At 61.4% G+C, this 17,381-nt stretch carries 16 protein-coding genes; all 16 read right to left on the reverse strand.

Going from position 1 to position 17,381, the window contains the following annotated elements; all coding sequences use genetic code 11:
* Window positions 1–9 precede the first annotated feature (9 nt).
* The 16 genes from AC53L6_RS07490 to AC53L6_RS07565 all read right to left on the reverse strand — a co-directional run bounded on the left by AC53L6_RS07490 (window position 10) and on the right by AC53L6_RS07565 (window position 17,374).
* Entirely contained in the window at window positions 10–894 is an 885-nt protein-coding gene (locus AC53L6_RS07490; RefSeq protein ID WP_496907386.1) for an amidohydrolase family protein, read from the reverse strand.
* Window positions 891–1,988: a vWA domain-containing protein gene (locus tag AC53L6_RS07495; protein WP_496907387.1), complete on the reverse strand. Its 1,098-nt coding sequence runs from the start codon at window positions 1,986–1,988 to the stop codon at window positions 891–893. Before AC53L6_RS07495 ends, AC53L6_RS07490 begins: the two co-directional genes overlap by 4 nt.
* Window positions 1,985–2,866, reverse strand: coding sequence for an AAA family ATPase (locus AC53L6_RS07500; RefSeq protein WP_496907388.1), 882 nt, complete (start codon window positions 2,864–2,866; stop codon window positions 1,985–1,987). The genes AC53L6_RS07495 and AC53L6_RS07500 overlap by 4 nt, the downstream gene beginning before the upstream one ends.
* Complete coding sequence (locus tag AC53L6_RS07505) at window positions 2,866–3,888, reverse strand: xanthine dehydrogenase family protein molybdopterin-binding subunit (RefSeq protein ID WP_496907389.1); 1,023 nt, start codon at window positions 3,886–3,888, stop codon at window positions 2,866–2,868. Before AC53L6_RS07505 ends, AC53L6_RS07500 begins: the two co-directional genes overlap by 1 nt.
* Window positions 3,888–5,588: a xanthine dehydrogenase family protein molybdopterin-binding subunit gene (locus AC53L6_RS07510; protein WP_496907390.1), complete on the reverse strand. Its 1,701-nt coding sequence runs from the start codon at window positions 5,586–5,588 to the stop codon at window positions 3,888–3,890. The genes AC53L6_RS07505 and AC53L6_RS07510 overlap by 1 nt, the downstream gene beginning before the upstream one ends.
* Window positions 5,585–6,061 (reverse strand): (2Fe-2S)-binding protein, encoded by a 477-nt coding sequence (locus tag AC53L6_RS07515; RefSeq protein ID WP_496907391.1) that lies wholly within the window; start codon window positions 6,059–6,061, stop codon window positions 5,585–5,587. The genes AC53L6_RS07510 and AC53L6_RS07515 overlap by 4 nt, the downstream gene beginning before the upstream one ends.
* On the reverse strand, window positions 6,061–6,861 hold the full coding sequence (locus tag AC53L6_RS07520) for an FAD binding domain-containing protein (RefSeq protein ID WP_496907392.1): 801 nt from the start codon (window positions 6,859–6,861) through the stop codon (window positions 6,061–6,063). The genes AC53L6_RS07515 and AC53L6_RS07520 overlap by 1 nt, the downstream gene beginning before the upstream one ends.
* Entirely contained in the window at window positions 6,858–7,304 is a 447-nt protein-coding gene (locus tag AC53L6_RS07525; protein ID WP_496907393.1) for an SRPBCC family protein, read from the reverse strand. Before AC53L6_RS07525 ends, AC53L6_RS07520 begins: the two co-directional genes overlap by 4 nt.
* A 3-nt stretch (window positions 7,305–7,307) precedes the next feature.
* Window positions 7,308–7,745, reverse strand: coding sequence for an SRPBCC family protein (locus AC53L6_RS07530; RefSeq protein WP_299773957.1), 438 nt, complete (start codon window positions 7,743–7,745; stop codon window positions 7,308–7,310).
* Entirely contained in the window at window positions 7,746–10,655 is a 2,910-nt protein-coding gene (locus AC53L6_RS07535; protein ID WP_496907394.1) for a flotillin family protein, read from the reverse strand.
* A 24-nt stretch (window positions 10,656–10,679) separates the two neighbouring features.
* Window positions 10,680–11,507: a phosphoenolpyruvate hydrolase family protein gene (locus AC53L6_RS07540; RefSeq protein ID WP_496907395.1), complete on the reverse strand. Its 828-nt coding sequence runs from the start codon at window positions 11,505–11,507 to the stop codon at window positions 10,680–10,682.
* Window positions 11,504–13,705 carry an ABC transporter permease gene (locus tag AC53L6_RS07545; RefSeq protein WP_496907396.1) on the reverse strand — a complete coding sequence of 734 codons (2,202 nt, stop codon included), beginning with the start codon at window positions 13,703–13,705 and terminating at the stop codon, window positions 11,504–11,506. The genes AC53L6_RS07540 and AC53L6_RS07545 overlap by 4 nt, the downstream gene beginning before the upstream one ends.
* On the reverse strand, window positions 13,698–14,495 hold the full coding sequence (locus tag AC53L6_RS07550; protein WP_299706925.1) for an ABC transporter ATP-binding protein: 798 nt from the start codon (window positions 14,493–14,495) through the stop codon (window positions 13,698–13,700). Before AC53L6_RS07550 ends, AC53L6_RS07545 begins: the two co-directional genes overlap by 8 nt.
* On the reverse strand, window positions 14,492–15,541 hold the full coding sequence (locus tag AC53L6_RS07555; RefSeq protein ID WP_496907397.1) for a branched-chain amino acid ABC transporter permease: 1,050 nt from the start codon (window positions 15,539–15,541) through the stop codon (window positions 14,492–14,494). Before AC53L6_RS07555 ends, AC53L6_RS07550 begins: the two co-directional genes overlap by 4 nt.
* A complete protein-coding gene (locus AC53L6_RS07560; RefSeq protein WP_496907398.1) occupies window positions 15,542–16,555 on the reverse strand; it encodes a branched-chain amino acid ABC transporter permease in 1,014 nt (337 codons plus the stop codon).
* Between the two features lie 369 nt (window positions 16,556–16,924).
* Window positions 16,925–17,374: a YrhA family protein gene (locus AC53L6_RS07565; protein ID WP_496907190.1), complete on the reverse strand. Its 450-nt coding sequence runs from the start codon at window positions 17,372–17,374 to the stop codon at window positions 16,925–16,927.
* Window positions 17,375–17,381 lie beyond the last annotated feature (7 nt).

Consider the following 17,381-nt stretch of genomic DNA (forward strand, 5'->3'; position numbering starts at 1 on the left):
TCCTCCCGTTCAGGTCAGCCGGTAGACCCGGCATGCTGTTTCGTTGAAAATCGCGTTTTGCTCGGCAGTGCTGAGGCCGCCCGTGGCGGTGCGATGCGCCTCGAACAGCGATGTGTAATCCGTCCAAAGCTTCTCGATTGGGAAGTTTGATCCCCAAAGGCAGCGGTCCGCGCCAAAGAGTGAAACGGTCTCGGTCGTGATCCATGCGATCAGCTCCGGGTCCAGACGGTGCTGAAATGTGCCAAAGCCCGACAGTTTGCTGACCACATTCGGGCATTGTGCCAGCGACGCCATCGACCTGCGCCACGCGCTGCGCCCCATCTCGGACAGGTCCTCAAGCATGCCTGCGTGTTGCAAGACAAAGGTCACATCCGGGCACGCCTTGGCAAGCGCACAGGCCCCGGCCATCTGGGCTTCAAACACCTGAAGGTCAAAGACTAGGTTGTAGTCCGCGAGCCGTGCGATGTTGCGTTGCACCACGTGGTTACGACACAGATCGGGATCTGTGGCAAAGCGGTAGGTCGGCGTTTCGTGCCAATGAAACTGCTGCCGGATGCCGCGCAGATGTGGAAAGCGCATAAGCTGGTCCAGTGCAGGGCGCACGTCGGGCACGGTCATGTCGGCGTATGCGACCAGCCCATGCGGCCAGCCAGTGTCCCGGGCCAGCGTCTCGATCCATGCCGCTTCGTCTTCGGCACGGTGGGTGGGCCAGTTGGCCTGGACATAGACGGATTTGGTCACCCCACTCGGTGCGACATCCGCTAGGTATTCGGACATTGGATAGTCGCGGCGGATCGGCTCGTAAGGGCCGAAAATGCGCGGTTGCATGGGGCCGCTCAGCCACGGCAGATCGGCCTGTCGCCAGACGTGGAAATGCGCGTCCACCACGGTCATCGTCGTGCCCCCTTTGAGAATTGAAGAATTTCCGATGCAATCGCAGGTGGCGTGCTGCCGTCACCAATGTGGTCGAGCAGCGGCAGTATCGCCTGCATCGCGCCGGTCTCGGGTCGGTAAGTCGGATCGGCCGCCAGCGGAGACAACCAGAGTGTTGACCACGCGAGCGCGTCCATCCGTTCCATCGCCGAGACAAGCGCCTCGGGTCCGCCGCGTTCCAACCCGTCAGACACGATGATGACAAGCGCGCCGCGCGCGTGGGCGGCAAAGCGTGGAACGGACAGGAACACCTGCAACGCTTCGCCCAGACGCGTGCCACCGTCCCAATCCGCAACCAGACCGGAGGCCAACATCAGCGCCTGATCCGCACTGCGGTGCCGCAGCGCACGGGTGACCCGTGTGAGGCGGGTGCCAAGGGTAAAGCACTCGACCCGCTCCCCGCCCTGTTGCAGCGCATGGGCCAGTCGCAGAGCGCCATCGGTGCCCTCTTTCATACTTCCCGATACATCGAGCAGCATCAGCACCCGCCGCTGGCGCAACAGGCGGCGACGGGTCGGCAGGCGGATGATCTCTCCGTCCCGGCGCAGCATCTCGCGGAAGGTGCGGCGGGCATCGGCCAGCCGCCCTTTGCCCGGAGCCTGCCTGCGCGATCGCCGGCGCGGCAAGCTTTTCGGCAGCGCCCGCCGGAACGCGCGCAAGGCGGCTCCCTCGTCTCCGGCCGTCACGGCCCGCTGAAAAAGGCGCTCAGCAGCAGTGGCATCGCCGCCAGACGACTCTTCGTTTTCCGGCATGAGCATCTCTTCCACAGCACCCGCGTCGTAGCTTTGCGGCAGGTCCTCTGGATCGCCCATCGCGGGAGCAGCGATGGACCGGCCCAGAAATATGCTGTCGAACACCGCATCAAACATCTGCGCGCGTTCTGGTCCGGGGCCATAGACGGCGTGCGCCGCACGGCGGATGTCGGTCATACCTTTTGGCCCCAGAAGGCCAACTGCGGTGATGAACCTCTCGGTCCGGTCAGGCGACGCCGGATAGCCCGCCGCACGCAACGCCTGCGGAAAGGCAAAGAACGGATCAAGCGCGCGCGGGATCATGCCGCAGTCTCCGACAGGATCGCACCCATGCGCTCGCCGATATAGTCAAGGTCATCCTGATCCTTGAGCACAACACCGATGGCCCGCGCAAATGCTGCAGGCCAGGGCGTGCCCTGACTGTTCAGCAGCGTGGCCGCTTCGGCCCATTCAACGGTTTCGGCCACACCCGGAGGTTTCGCCAAAGGCTCGGCCCGCAGCGCATTGACCGCCGCAACAACCCGCCGCGCCGTATCGGCCATCACGGTCGACGCCCGCATCGTGACAATCTGCGCCTCAAGTGCAGGGTCAGGGTAGCCAATCCAATGGTAGATGCAGCGCCTGCGCAACGCTTCGTGCAACTCGCGCGTGCGGTTTGAGGTCAGGACAACGACAGGCGGCGTCCCGGCACGCATGGTGCCGCGTTCGGGGATCGACACGGTGAAGTCTGACAAAAACTCCAACAGGAACGCCTCGAACTCGTGATCGGCGCGGTCAATCTCGTCGATCAGCAGAACGCGGTCTTGCGGGGCTTCCAGCGCCTGCAGAATGGGGCGCGCAATAAGGAATTTGTCTTCGTAAAGGTTCACGTAGTCATCGCCCGCCTGCCGGATGGCCAGCATCTGCGCAGGGAAGTTCCATTCATACATCGCGGTCGCAGCGTCGATGCCCTCAAAGCATTGCAGCCGCACCAGTTCGCGACCCAGAACCGACGCGAGGGCCTTGGCCGCTTCGGTCTTGCCAACGCCGGGCGCGCCTTCCAGCAGCAAAGGTTTGCCAAGCGCCAAGGCCAGATAGGCCGCTGTGGCAAGACCGTCATCCGCAATATATTGCGCCTGCCCCAATGCATCGGCCAACGGGGCTGGCCCGTCGATCCCCTGTATGGAGGCACGCACCGACATCAGAGCGCCTTGCGGGGCTTTGCGCCCCCATTGGACTGCAACCCGCGCAGCACCTTTTCGGGCGTCACTGGCAGATCATCGATGCGCACACCGACCGCGTCATAAACGGCATTCACCACGGCGGGCAGCACCGGATTGGCGCACATCTCGCCTGGTCCCTTGCCGCCATAGGGACCATCGGCGGCAGGGCGTTCGAGCACGCTTATATGGTGCGGCGCAAGGTCCCCGGGGCCGGGCATCAGGTAGCTGTTGAAGTCCTCTGGCCGGTGGTCGCGCTCGGGGTAGTGCGGCTCGGTCGTTTCCCATGCGGCATGGCTCATGCCCATCCACGCACCACCGCGCAGCTGTTGTTCCACCAGCTTGGGGTTGAGCGCACGTCCGACCTCGTAGGCGGATTGCATGTCGGTGACCGTGACCTCTCCGGTCTCGTCATCCACCTCGACCGTGACCAGCATGGCGGCATGGGCGAACGTGGTCACGGGGGACATTTCGCCTGTCTCGGGGCTCACATCCGACAAAGGCACAAGGAAAATGCCGCGTCCTGCGATGGTGCGTCCCTGCTTGAACTGCGCGGCCTGAGACGCGGCCATCGTGGTGATGGACCGGGATGGCGCGCCGCGCACTTGGATGTTGCCTTGCCCATCGGTCACGAGATCGCTCGCGTCGACTTCAAGCTCTTCGGCGGCGGCCTCCAGCATGACCTCGCGCGCCTCTTCAGAGGCCCGGATGACCGCGTTGCCCATGCGGTGCGTGCCCCGGCTGGCGAAAGATCCCATGTCATGCGGGCCGGTGTCGCTGTCGGCGGTGTCGACATAGACATCCTCGATGGGCACGCCGAGGGTCTCTGCCGCGATCTGGCGCGTAACGGATTTCATCCCCTGCCCCAGATCAATCGCGGACAAGGCGACGGTGAACTTGCCGTCGGGGTTCGAGTGCACCAGCGCCTGCGACGGGTCGCCGCCAAGGTTCATGCCAATCGGATAGTTGATCGCCGCAAAACCGCGGCCTGTGTGGATGGTCATCAGCGTCTCCTGAACCCGGAGAGAGAGGAAAAGCGCATCGCGCCCGAGCGCGCTGGCTTTTTATCGGCAGCGGCCTGTGGTGTTGGTGACGGCGCAGGTGCCGAGGGCGGCGGGGCGGGCGGCGTTGCAGGTCGCGGCGCAGGTGCAGAGGTTATGGGCTTCGGTGCCGGTGCGCTGGTCGTCGGCACGGGGCTAGGCGCAGAAGACGCCGCACTCGTATTGGCATAGCTGGTCGCCTTGAACCCTTCGACCTGACCATCCTCGTCGGTTGCGGTATGGGCGGGCAATGCGCCACGTGCGCCACCGCCACCTGTCACAGACGTGGCCGCTTTCAACTCGGGCGACAGGGTGACGCCTGCCTTTTCCGCCACTACCTGCGCGCATTCGATCAACGCGCAGTTCTTGGCCTCTCGGCGGTGGGCCTTCATGTCACCGTCGCGGTAGGCGTTGAGAATGCGCAGCTCGATGGGGTTCATGCCGACCGTCTCGGCCACCTTGTCCATATGCGCCTCGATTGCGAAATCGACACCGGTGATGCCAAAGCCGCGCATCGCTGTGGCGGGCGTGCGGTTGGTGTAGACGCAATAGACATTCGCCGAAACATTAGGGATCGTGTACGGCCCTGGCAGGTGACCGACGCCTTTGATGATCGCGTAGGACGAAAGCCGCGTGTAAGCCCCAGCATCGAAATACCCGGTGAATTTGCGCGCGACGATGCGACCGTCGTTCATCACGCCGTCGGTGACGTACCACCGCTCGGCCCCGCGCGGGGCACCGACCTGCATTTCCTCGGCCCGGTCCCAGGCGTATTTCACAGGACGCCCGGTGAGCATGGCCCCCAGGATCGCCAAAGGCTCGTGAATCGAATCCACCTTGCCGCCAAAACCACCCCCCACGGTGCCACCGATAAAGTGCAAGCGGGACGACGGGATGTTCAGCACCTTGGCCGCAGTGCCCAGCGAAAAGAACAGCGCTTGGGTCGAGGTATAACAGACAAACCGGTCATTTTGTTCGGGCGCTGCGATGGTGCCGCAGGTCTCGATCGGTGCCTGCTCAATCGGAGACATCTGGTAGCGGCCTTCGACGATATGGTCAGCCTCGGCCAAGGCGCGGTCTGCATCACCAAAGCGCAGTTTCTGATGGTCGTATTTTCCATGATAGACAAAGAGGTTGTTTGGATAAATGTCGAGGACCGCAGGTGCGCCGGGCTTGATCGCCTCTTCCACGTCGAGGACATGCGGCAGGACGTCCCACTCGACCACAACCGCAGCAGCGGCTGCGCGTGCCTGCGCTTCGGTCTCGGCGATCACGGCGGCAACGGGCTCGCCCATATACGCCACTTTGGTGTCGGTCAGGATCGGTTCATCGTCCAGCCCGAAATCCAGGAGCGACAAAAGCGTGTTGAGGTTCGTCGGCACGTCCTTGCCAGTGAGCACCCGAACAACACCGGGCATCCGGTCGGCAGTTGACGTGTCAATCCGTCGGATACGGGCATGGTGATGCGGCGAACGTTTGCACCGCAGGTGCAAGAGCCCGTCAAAGAGGTGATCATCAAAGAACGGAGACCGCCCGGTCACATGCCCCAGAATGTCCTGACGGCGCGTTGGTTTTCCAACCTCGTTCAGGTTGTCGTCGCGTTCGTCCGCAAACAAATCCTTACGGAACTCGATCATTGGACCGGATGTGGTCATATCCTTCATGCGCGCGCCCTCCCTTCAGCGACGGACAGGATGGCGGTGATAATCGGCTCATACCCGGTGCAGCGGCAAAGGTTGCCCGAGATCGCCTCGATCACCTCGTCCCGCGTCGGGCGTGGATTACGGTCCAAAAGCGTGCGGGCCGACACCAGCATGCCGGGTGTGCAGTATCCGCATTGCGCCGCGAAATGGTCCATGAACGCGTCCTGCAGCGGATCAAGCGTGGCGCCATTGGCAAGGCCAGACGCAGTGCGCACCTCTTTGCCATCGACGGTTTCGGCAAGTACAAGGCAGGACAAATGCGTCTCGCCGTCAATGGTCACGGTGCAGGCACCACAGGCCCCCTGCCCGCAACCAAATTTCGGGGACAGATCCCCGATCTCGCGCCTCAGGAAATCAAGCAGGTTCTGTCCTGGATCGGCAAACGCCGCGCGCGGGCTGTCGTTGAGCGTCAGATTGACCGGTTTTTTGACCATTATCCGCGCTCCATCTCTGTCAGAAGTCGTTTCAGATGCACGCCCGCGACCTCGCGCCGATACCATTCCGTTGCGATCTGGTCGGTCGCGGGGCTGAGCCCTTCTGTCGCCGCAGCCGCCGCCTGGTCGGCAGTGGCGCCGTCCAGCGTTTGCCCCTCAAGCGCCCGTTCCGCGCCCAAGGACCGCAAAGGCGTTGGTCCCATCGCGCCAAACGCCACCCGCGCGCCGCGGATGCGTCCGCTTTCGCGCGGCAGGTAGGCCGCAATGCACAGGACCGAGACGCCCTTGGGTTTGACCCGGCTGACCTTGCGAAAGCCAAACGACCGCACGTCGCGCGGCCTTGGGATTTCAACCGCAGAGACCAGCCCGGCACGGTCGCGGTCCCGCAGCACGTCGTCGATAGCACGCGGACCGCCCTGCCCCGTCATTGTGACATGCGCGCCAAGCGCGAGAAGTGCAGTGGCAAAGTCTCCGTAAGGATGCTCGGCAAACAGATTGCCAGCTAAAGTTGCCATATTGCGCACCTGCGGCCCACCTATCTGACGCGCAACGGGGTGAAGAAAGGCCAGATCGCGATGGGCCAACACATCTGCCATCGTGACGCTGGCACCCAGACGGAGGATCTCTCCCACCGTCGAGATATGCGCGAGCCCCGGATCGGTGACCCGGATCAGCCTTGGGGTTGCGACGCCTTCGTTCACAGCGCGCATGACCACAGTGCCGCCCCCAAGAAAGGTCGCATCGGCACCCATCGCGCGGGCGGCGTCTTCCATCGTTGGATAGGTTTCAAGGGTTGTCATGCGCCCTCCAGTTCCATATGCGCGCGGATCGCATCAAAACCGCTCTGGTAAATGCCTTCGGAAACGAGGGTCTTTAGCTCACTTTCCTGTCCCTTCGGCGTGTCAAAGCGGCTTTCCCACGCCCAAAACGTCCGATCGCCGTCCGTCACCGGCGCAAGCCGCACATGTGCGACGTAGTTCAACAGCGGCACGGGCGTCTCAAGCAGGCAATAGCTGAAGGCCATGTCGGCATCCGACAGCGTCAAAAGCTGTTCCCGCAGTTCCGAACCATCATTCAGGTGAAAGCGCCGCACACAGCCCACCTTGTCCGACGGTTGGCCGCGATCAATGGCGCTGTCGGCAATGGCGGGATGCCACCCGTCATGCCCGTTAAAGTCGCGCAGCACCGCCCACACGTCCTCAACCGGGGCGTCCAGAATGGTGCTTTTGACGACCTCGACCATGATTCAGACCACCAGATTCCGTTGCAGCGCGGAAAACCCCGCCTGAAATACATTTGTGCTGATACCGTCGACCAACTCGTCCGCGACCTCATCTGCGCATTCGAATTCGGCGGTCCATTCGGCAAAGGTCACGTTCCCGTCGGTGACCGGCGTCAGACGCAACGTCGCCACGTAGTCCGTTAGCGGCATGGGGCTTTCGAGGATCGCATAGGTGCAGAACATGTCGTAATCGCTCATCCCCAAAAGCTTCTCGCGAATGCGGTCTCCGTTTTGAAGATTGAAGTCGCGCACGCAGCCCACCTTGTCCGATGGTTCTCCGTTTTCGATCCTGCTGTCGCGAATGCGGGGATGCCAACGCGGAAGCGCGTTGAAATCGCGTATCTTGTCCCAAACCTTGGCAATGGGCGCTTCGATAACCGATGAGACGTAGACGCGGGGCACTTAATTGGACCCCTTGCTGTCATCGGTGGGCGGAGGTGTGTCCTTGTCATCTCCCTTGGCACCTGCGGCTTTCTGTACAGCGTCGCTGATGCGCTGCATGTCTGATGCCTCGCGGATCAGGCCCCCCTGCTTGGCGATCCCGCCTCCCTCAATGCCGATATCATCGAGAAGCGAGTCGATCAGTGGCGCCTGCACACGGTAGCGCAGGGCCGAATTGATGACCTCATCCGTGGGACTGCCACCCTTGCCGCCACCGGTCCCGCCAGTGACGCCATCAAGTTGCATGATGCGGATGTCGTTGATCTTCTCAAGCGGCTTGACCGAGGCCGTGACGATGCCCTCGACATGCTCCAGGAGTTTGCGACGGAAGAGTGAGGCACGTGCCGGATCGGTAAGCACGTTTTCGGCCTCATTGATAAGACGCTGCGCCTCGGCCTCGACCACTGCACGGACCTTTTCGGCTTCGGCGTTCAGCTTGGCCTCTTCGGCCTGCTTTTCCGCCATTGTCACGTCGATGGACTTGCGACGGTTCGCCTCTTCGGTTTCGCGAACGGTCTTGACCTTTTCCTCCGCCTCTGCGGCCAGCGCACGGGCGGCGTCCGCCTTGGCCCGCGCCGCACTTTCCTCAAGCGATTTCTGGTAGAGTACGATGGCCTTGTCCATCTGCGCGGTCTCTACGTTTTTCTCGCGGTCCACCTCAAGCTGACGACGTACGGTCTCGTGACTGATGCGTATCTCATCCAAGCCGCGCTCGGACGCCACTCGGGCGCGTTCGACTTCTTCCTGTGAGGCGATCTCGGCCTCACGAAGGGTTTGCACACGGGCAATTTCAAGTTGTTCAAGCGCACGGCGGCTTTCCAACTTGGCCGCTTCAAGCGCTTTGTCGCGTTCGACCTCGGCCACCTCGATGGCGCGCTGCGCAGTGATCTCGGCCTTGCGGATACTGGCCTCGGCGGAAGATCGTTCGGCCTTGGTCTCGGCCAGTTCGACAATGCGTTTTTCGTCTGCTTGCTCGACCGCGCGGCGGCGTTCGATATCGGTCACCTCGCGGGTTTTCTGGCTGGCGATGCGTTCTTGTTCCAGCGCCAATTCAGAAGCGACACGGGCTTTTTCCACGGCTTCGCGACGCGAAATCTCGGCGGATTCAATCTCGCGCTCTTTTGCAATTTCCTGCGCGCGGACGTCTTGGTCAGCGGCAATCCGTTCCGCCTCAAGCGCACGATGCTGCGCGATGCGCGCCTGTTCGACAGCCTCGTCTGCGGCGACGCGCGCCTCGTCGATGGCTTGATTGCGCGCAATCTCGCGCGTGCTGGTCTCGCCATCAGCCTCGATCCGGCTCGCGGCGATCTGCTTTTCGCGGGCGATCCGTGCAGCTTCAATCGCTTCGCTGGCGGCGATCTCGGCAGCATCCACGGCTTGCGTGCGCTCAATCTCAAGCGCGCGAATACGTTTGTCCTCCGCAATCCGCGCCTCGCTGATCTGCGAGTCCTGAAGGATGCGCATCCGTTCAATCGCCTCTTTCGAGCCGATCTCGGCCTCATCCAGCGACTTCTGACGCGCTATCTCGCGCTGGCGAATATCCTCTTCACCTTTGATCCGAGTCTGGGCCAGCAACAGATCCTGCGCCATCCGTCGTTTTTCGTTGGCTTCGTTGGCGGCGATTTCAGCGTCTCGGGTGCTCTTCTGCCGTTCGATTTCAAGCGCTTGGGTTTCGCCTTCCTTGGCGATACGTGCCTCGGCGACGGCCTTTTCCTGCGCAATACGGGCGCGTTCGGTCGCCTCTCGCGCGGTGATCTCGGCCTCTTCGATGCTGCGCTGGCGCTCAATCTCTTTGGCTTGCGTGTCCTGCTCGTTCTGAATGCGGGTCTCGCGCACCTTGCGTTCCTGCAGGATGCGCGCAGTCTCGGTTGCTTCTTGTGCAGCAATTTCTTCGGCGTCGATCTCTTTTTGCCGCGCAATCTCGCGGGCACGTACCGCCCGTTCGGATAATATCCGGGCTTCAGAGACTGCCTGCTCATTGGAGATACGCGCTTTTTCTATCGCCTCGCGGGCAGTGATCTGGGCGGATTCGGCCTCGGTCTCGCGTTCGGCCCGTTCACGGGTCAAGTCTGCGCGCTGCTGCGCACGGCGGGTCTCAACGTCGCGCTCCTGTTCCAGTCGGGCTTCCTCGCTCTCCCGTTCAATGTTGAGCACCTGCTTCTCGGCCTCCAGGTTGCGCGAACGGATCTTGATCATCGAGTCCTGCTCAATGTCATTGCGCAATTTGCGCCGCTCCTCGATGTCCTTGATGAGCGAAGTCAAACCCTCGGCGTCAAAGCGGTTGGAGGGGTTGAAAAATTCAAGTGCGGTCTGGTCGATGTCGATGATCGCGACGCTTTCCAACTCAAGCCCGTTCTTCTCCAGATCGTCCTGGGACAATTCCTTGACGCGGCTGACATAGGCGTTGCGGTTCTCGTGCATCTCGCCCATCGCCATTTCGGCAGCGACGGCGCGCAAGGCGCTTTCGAACTTGCCAGCAAGAAGGCCATGCAGGTTTTCCGCCTCAAGCGTGCGCCGCCCCAGCGTCGAGGCAGCCATCGCAACCGAGGTTTGGTCAGATCGCACACGGACGTAGAACTCGGCTTCGACATCGACACGCATCCGGTCTTTGGTAATCAATGCCTGTTCGCGGGTCCGCCCAACGGCCAGCGGCAGCGTATTCATGTTCACCGGTGTGATGTCATGGATGATGGGCCAGACAAACGCGCCCCCGTCGATCACAACTTTCTCACCCAGAAAACCCGTTCTGACAAAAGCGATTTCCTTGGTCGAGCGCCGATAGAGCCACTGCATCACCCAGTAAATGATCGCAATGACGACCACCGCCACAATCAGCCACAAGATCAACTGTCCGATAAGTTGTCCGGTCATGTCTTATCCTCCCCGCGTTGCGCGTTACTGGCCTTTGATGGCCTTGAAGGCGCGCGTTTGCTCCGTCAGTGCCACCTCGGTCGGCAAACGTTCCATCGAGGACGCGCCGTAAAACCCATGGCAATTTGACGTGTTCTTCAGGACGAATTCAGCATCGTCCGGCATCGCAACAGGTCCGCCATGGACCAGCACGATGGCGTCTTTGTTCACTGTCAGCGCCGCCCCGGCCCATGCGTCGACAAGTGCTGGGCAGTCTTGCAGCGTGACGGCTGTCTCTGCGCCAATGGCGCCGCCGGTCGTGAGGCCCAAATGGCACACGATGATATCTGCGCCTGCCTTGGCCATCTCGACCGCGCTGTCCTCGTCAAAGACATAGGGCGTCGTGAGCATCCCCTTGGCATGCGCCTTGGCGATCATGTCAACCTCAAGCCCAAAGCCCATGCCCGTCTCTTCGAGGTTTGCACGGAACGAGCCGTCGATAAGCCCGACAGTCGGAAAATTCTGCACGCCGGAAAAGCCGATGTCCTTCAGTTGATCAAGAAACTTGTCCATGAGGCGGAACGGATCGGTCGCACAGACCCCGGCCAGGACCGGCGTGTGTTTGACCACCGGCAGCACTTCGGACGCCATCTCGACCACAATCGCGTTGGCATCGCCGTAGGGCATCAACCCCGCAAGGCTGCCGCGCCCGGCCATGCGGTAGCGGCCCGAATTGTAGATCACGATCAGATCAATACCGCCCGCCTCTTCGCATTTTGCCGAAAGCCCGGTACCGGCACCGCCGCCGACAATGGGTTCACCGCGCGCAACCATGTCGCGGAACTTGGCAAGGATGGTATCTCGGTCGATCATCGGCGGGCCTCTTTGCGTCTTGGGGGCCGCCCACCGTGAAAGTCGCGGAACGCGTCGATCACAAGGGCAGCAAATTCAGGATCGTTGATGTTGTGCGGCACCCGGATAAGTTGGCGCGTCGAGGTTTGCCGCACGGTGTCTTCGAGCGCGGTAAAAAGGGCGTGGCGCGCTGCCGGGTCGTCAAACGGCTGACCTGCCGTGTCGAGTGCAGACACGCCGCCTTCGGGCAGGAAGAAGCGCACAGGCGCTTCCATCTCGTTCAGCCTGCCACCAATCCAACGGCCCATCGCCGTGCTTTCCTCGGGCGTGGTGCGCATGAGCGTGACTTGCGGGTTGTGTTCATAGAACGTGCGGATCTGGTACTTTTCCGGCACCGTGTCGGGGGCGCCAAAATTCACCATATCAAGCGCACCAACTGATCCGATGTATGGCATGCGCCGCCGGATCACCGCGCCAAAGCGGTCTTCGGTGGCCGGGAACACGCCCCCAAACAGCATGTCGCAGACCTCGGTCGTGGTCAGGTCAATGACCCCGTCCACTTTTCCCGAGTCGATGAGCTTTTCCATCGACTGCCCGCCAATGCCGGTGGCATGGAAAACAAGGCAGTCGTAGTCTTCGTCCAACGCGGCGGTCACCTGACTGACGGCCGGGGTTGTGACCCCGAACATCGTCAAGGCAACCGCCGGTTTCGTTGCTTGCCTCGGGGGGGCGGAACGGCGCGCAGTGACCATGCCGATCATCGCCTGAGCGGCATTCGACAGCACCTCTTCGGTGATGGCGTTCAACCCCTGCACATCGGCGACTGAGTGCATCATTGTGATGTCTGCAGCACCGACGTATTTTGCCACTTCACCGGAAGCCACGGTCGAGACGATCAGTTTGGGAACTCCAACGGGCAAGCTGCGCATCGCGGGCGACACGATCGCCGTACCGCCAGACCCACCGGCCGAGAGCACGCCCATAACGCCATCTTGTCGCTGCATCCAGCGGGCGAATGCGTCGGTCATTCCAGCAACAGATTTGCCGCGATCGCCGGTGAATACGCCAGCGGACCCGCGCGGATGGAATGCAGCGATCTGGTGGGCGGGTATCTCGGCCCCGGAATGGCCACCGCTGGTCGACAAATCGACCAGCCGTACGGGCAATCCGGCAGCGCGGATCTGGTCGCGCATGAACCGCAGCTCGACCCCTTTCGTGTCAAGCGTGCCTGCGACCAACACCACCTGTTCGCCTGGTGCTGCAAGGGGGCGAATCTCGGCCTGTGCCGACGACATGGTTGGCAAGGCCGCAGTCACCACGCGTGCTGCGCGTTCGATCTGCGGCACCGGAACGGGTTTGGTCCACCGCGTCGGCACGTTTGGGTTCGACATATAGATCTTGGTGGCGTGCGGCTTGGCAGGCGGCCCATCGCCGGTGGCGCTTGCATGAGGTGTCGGTTCGACCTCGGGTGTGTCGTCATGCGCATGACGGCCAACGCCCAAAAGCCGCTGTTGCAGATCGCGGTCGGCCGCGAGCTCGCGCGCGGGCACCATGCGGTTGATCTGCCCGTTGATCATGATCGCGACACGGTCAGCCACCGCACAGGCGACCCCGATATTCTGCTCGATCACAAGCACGTCCATCTCGCCATCGTCGGCCAGTCGCAAAAGCATCTCTTCGACTTGGCTGACAATCACAGGGGCCAGACCCTCCGTCGGTTCGTCCATGATCAGCAGGCGCGGGTTCGACAAAAGCGCGCGCGCGATGGCGAGCATCTGTTGCTCACCACCAGACAGCTGAGCCCCGCCGTTGCGGCGCCGCTCGGCGAGACGGGGGAATGTCGTGTAGATACGCTCGCTGCTCCAGGCGCCGTTCTTTTGCTCGACCATCTTGAGGTGTTCATCCACCGTCAAAGAGCGCCAAAGCCGCCGACCCTGCGGCACGTAGCCAATGCCCATGCGCGCAATGTCGGCAGAGGTCAGGCCCAAAAGCGGCTGCCCCCATGCGCTGATCCCGCCCGAGGCGGCAGGCACCAGACCCATGATCGTCTGGCAAAGCGTCGTCTTTCCCATGCCATTGCGGCCTACAACCGACAAAACGCCGGTTTCCAGCCGAAGATCGACGCCTTGCAGCGCGTGGGATGCGCCGTAGTAAACATTGAGCCCCCGCACTTCGAGGGCCGCCGGGGTTGCACGGTGCTGATTGCGACGCTCAGCCATGACCATCCCCCAGATACAGCTCCTGCACCTCTTGGTCGTTCTCGATTTCTTCGGGTGTGCCTTCCTTGAAGATCATGCCGTTGTGCATCATCGTCACGCTTTCCGCGACGCGCAGCGCGACGTCCATGTCATGCTCGATGATAATGTAACCGATATGACCCGGCAGACCGTTGAGGATCGACACCAGTTCGGCCCGTTCAGTTGGCGAAAGGCCTGCCGCGGGCTCATCAAAAAGAATGATCCGCGGGGCACCGGCAAGGGCGAGTGCAATCTCCAGCTGGCGTTGCTGCCCATAGCTCAGGTTGGCGACGGATGTGTCGCGCCATGGCGCCAGGTGCACTGCCTCGATCAGTTCGTCAGCGCGGCCGAGTAACGTATCATTCTCGCGCGGGCGCAGAAACGAGAACCGCCCCCGCGACACGCCCCGGCAGGCCAGGTAGACATTGTCGGCCACGGTCAGGCCGTTGAACAAAAGGCTGATCTGGTAGGTGCGGCGCAGGCCCCGGCGGATGCGTTCGTGGGCGGGAAACCGGGTCACGTCTTCTCCGAAAAGGCGGATGGTACCGCTTGTCGGCAAAAAGTCTCCGGTCACGCAGTTGAAGAGCGTCGTCTTGCCCGCACCATTTGACCCCAGCACCGCGCGGCGTTCGCCCGATCCCACCGTCAACGTGATATCCCGGATTGCAGCCAAAGCGCCGAACATCTTGGTGACGCCGCGCAGCTCAAGCGCATTGCCGGAACTGACCGACCCCAGACGTTCTGCCGCACCTGTCTGTTCCATCAGGCTCATGGGTCTTCCCCCGTCAGAGGGTCCTGCCCGCGCGCGCGACGATTGCGCCACCGCTCCCACAAGCCAAGCACGCCGTCAGGTGAGAAAAAGACGATGGCGAGAAAGCCCAACCCGATCAACAGCTTGAAACGCTCGCCAGACAGGCCGAATGCCAGCAGCACATCGGGTGAAAACGTGCGCAGCAACACATAGATCAGCGCTCCGATAAACGGGCCAATCGGGCGTGTAATACCGCCGACGACCGCGATCACGAGAATATCAATCACCGCAGGAATACCCGCCGTCCCCGGCGCGATCTGCGCGTTCTGCCAGGCCAAAAGGATACCGCCAATCGCCGCGATCACACTGGCAAATGTGTAGGCCGCAACCCTGTGCGCGGTCACGTTGAACCCCAGCGCCGCCATCCGGCGCGGGTTGTCACGCACCCCTTGCAGGGACAGTCCAAACGGCGAGCGCGACACGTAGACGACCACCAAGTAACAGATCGCGGCACACCCCAGCGTCAAGTAATAGAATGGCATCGGCGCGCGCCAGTCGACGCCGAACAAGGGCGGCGGCACGACCAGGTTAAATCCGGAATACCCGTTGAAAATCGTGTAGTTCTGCCGGGTGAAATAGAAAAACGCGGCCGCAATCGCGAGGGTGATCATAATCGTGTAGATGCCCTCGGTCCGCACGGCCAACGCGCCCACCAGCGTTCCGAACAGTGCCGCAATAGCAACGGCAATTGGCAGATAGAGCCACCATGGCAGCCCCATACTGATCTCGCCCATACCGGAATTGCCAAAGATCGCCACCATATACCCTGCCATTGCGGCGACGGACATCTGGATGAGACTGACCATGCCTCCATAGCCCGCAAGGAACATCAACGAGAGCGCGATCATCCCAAGGATGAAAGTCCAGCCCATGACCTGAAAAAGAACAAAGTCATTGGCCCACGCGGGCATCGTCAAGAGAATGAGAACCAGCGCCCACCAGCCCGCAGGAATCTTTTCGAACCACATCGGCTGGACGGCCGCTCTTCTGGGTTCGACGATGGACATCTAGCGTGTCTCTCCCAAAAGGCCCTGCGGGCGAAATGCGAGCACAGCGGCCATGATCAGGAAGGTAAACACCACCGAATAGGTCGGCGCGTAAACAAGACCCAGCTGCTCGGACAGGCCGATGATCAGTGCTCCGATCGCCGCGCCGGGGATAGAGCCCATGCCGCCGACGATCACCACGACCAGACTGGCCAGCAGAAATCGCGTATCCTCGCCCGGTGACAGCGATTGGAAGGTGCCGCCAACGATCCCGGCCATACCCGCAAGGCCCGCACCAAAGGCAAACACGGCGAGGAACACGTATTGTATGCGCACGCCCGATGCTGCCAGCATTTCACGGTCATCGACACCTGCGCGCACCAGCATGCCCAGCTTTGTCTTGTTGAGCACCAGCCACATTGCAATGCCAATCACGATAGCCGCAAAGAGGATCGCCATACGCACAGCCGGGTAGCGAAGGTAAACCACCTCACCGGAGTCGCGGATCGACGACACAATGGGCAATGTCATCGGCCCTGACAGCCAATCCGGGGAATAAATTGTGTAGGATTGCCCACCCCAGGTCCACAGCAAGAGATCAGCGATCACCACCGACAGACCAATGGTCACCATCGTCTGGCGAAGCTCCTCGCCCTCCATACGGCGAAATACCTGATTTTGCAGAATAATCCCCACAATTGCGACGATGATGAACACCACCGGAAAAGCCAGCAGCCAAGACCCCGTCAGCTCGGATACTTCAAAGCCGAGATACCCCCCCAGCAGATAAAGCGAGCCGTGCGCAAGGTTCACGTTGCGCATCAGGCCGAAGATCAACGTAAAGCCCGAGGCCACCAGGAAGTACAAAGCGCCCAATGTAATGCCGCCAAAGATAGCGTTCAGAAAGACGCGTTTGCGCCCCATAACGTCGACCATTTCTTCGGACCAGTTTGAAAAAACCAGCCAAAGGAACACCGCCACGACCAGCGCGATGATGATCGACCAGATGGGATGACGCTGTAAAAACCCTTGCATACGACCCTGCTTGTCCCCCGCACATTCGGTGGCACGACGATTAAGCGTAACGCTCAATCCGCGCAGGGCAGATACCCGAGCGTCTGATCCTTATGCTTGGCGTTGCAAAATGTACTTGGGCCTTTGAGGCCGAGGGCCTAGCGGTTTGCAATCATGTGTACATTTTGCGGGAACGGCTGCAACGAGCCCAAAGTGCATAATTCTGCGCTGTGTACGAACGTCGGATTTGATGTCAGTTCTGCTGTTTCGTCAGCTTAGATCGCCGGCAAGCTATCAGATCTCTTTTTAACTGCTCTGTGATCTTCTACCGATTTGGTAAATCCGCCCTCAGAGCGGACAATCAGGGACAGCAAAAAAGACTTGCGATTGCTACTCATAGTGAGACAAGAGATAGGCCTCGATCATCGCCGCGACGGATGGAAACTCCTCTACTATGTCGCCTGATATTCGATCGAGACTGGCGGGTTTCTCCCCGTCCAAATCTGCTGTCAAAAGATCCATTCCGGTTTCTCCCAGAATAACGCAATCTCGATGGTCCCCACCTTCACGCCATGCCAGATTGGCCGCGATCAGGCCCTGCCAGAAGCCGCCCGGACCCGGTGCATCGGGAGACTGGTTACACCCATATAGTACCAACCCATTGAAGTCCGTGCCGTTCGAAAGAGACAGGTAGGTTTGGAAATCATCTGGGAGCTTTGCTGCCAGTCGGGATTCAGCTTCCAATTTCAAGGTCTCGATACGCTGCGGCTCGGCAGCGCCTTGAAGGACGTCTGAGGCGGCCGCCTGTTCATCAGCAATTCTTCTCAAAAGGTCTTTCATCGCTTTC

Source organism: Tateyamaria sp. LSS28 (assembly GCF_059611725.1).